Source organism: Acinetobacter sp. 228 (genome assembly GCF_048147885.1).
On sequence record NZ_JAYWYV010000553.1, the window covers coordinates 1 to 1,071 of the forward strand.

At 40.9% G+C, this 1,071-nt stretch carries 1 protein-coding gene and 1 pseudogene; one reads left to right on the forward strand and one right to left on the reverse strand.

Going from position 1 to position 1,071, the window contains the following annotated elements; translation table 11 throughout:
- The coding region (locus tag VXQ92_RS20720) for a bestrophin family protein (protein ID WP_416683040.1) at positions 1-717 on the forward strand (717 nt) is incomplete at its 5' end.
- A gap of 7 nt (positions 718-724) precedes the next feature.
- Here the strand turns inward: VXQ92_RS20720 and VXQ92_RS20725 are convergent.
- Positions 725-1,071, reverse strand: a pseudogene (locus VXQ92_RS20725) (phosphatase); the annotation flags it as partial.

Genomic DNA, 1,071 nt, shown 5'->3' on the forward strand with positions numbered 1-1,071 from the left:
ATTTTTTTAGGTTTTAAGAATACTGCATGTTATGACCGCTGGTGGGAAGCCCGAAAATTATGGGGGGTCCTGATTGCGACTTCGCGACATTTCGACCGTGACTGCCGGATTTTAACTCAAGCCCGCCGTGAACGTGTCATTCAGCACGTTATTGTATTTGCCAATGTGTTACGTGACCGTTTACGTCGTCAAACAGCCAACCCCACCGAGCTAATACAAACCAGTGGCATGAGCCAACAGGCATTGACCCAACTTTACCAACAGAATAACGCACCGCAATATACGCTTAGCCTTATTCAATGGGAATTATTACAAGCGCTTAAAGAAGGGGAAATTTCAGATATTATTTATGCTCAAATGAATAAGAATGTTGCAGATCTAAGTGTCGTACAAACTGGCTGTGACCGTATTGCAAATACTCCTATTCCGTTTGCTTATTCAGTTTTGCTTAACCGTACTGTTTATTTTTTCTGTTTTATGTTGCCATTTAGCTTAGGATCTTTACTTGGTTTAGCAACGCCTTTACTGGTTGGAATTTTGGCTTATACATTTTTAGGGCTTGATGCTTTAAGTACCGAAATTGAGGAACCATTTGGTACGCAAAGTAATGATTTACCTTTAGATGCAATGGTACGTAGTATCGAAATTGAGCTTTTGGGGACACTTGGTAAGCCCACACCTCCTCCAATTCAAGCTCAAGATAACAACTTGCTCTAAAATGCGATTAGATAAAACGCTCCCAAATGCCTTGCTGGTTACTCGCTGGTTTAGGGGTGTTTCCTAATTTAATCCACGGCATATTTTCACCATGAAAATCGCTACCAATTGAAATAGCCAAATGATGCTGGTCAATCATACGATCAATCATTTGGCGAGTAGATAAAGGATCTACAGGAGGCGGCAGCTCCACCGCATCTCCACCATAACTTGCAAATATCTCAATCAAATACCGGGTATTTGTAGCCGATAAATCATAACGGGTTGGATGAGCTAAAACTGCCAAGCCTTTACTGTTATGAATAACCTCAATGGTTTCTTTTAAACCCAATCCTTCAAACTTTACAAAAGCAC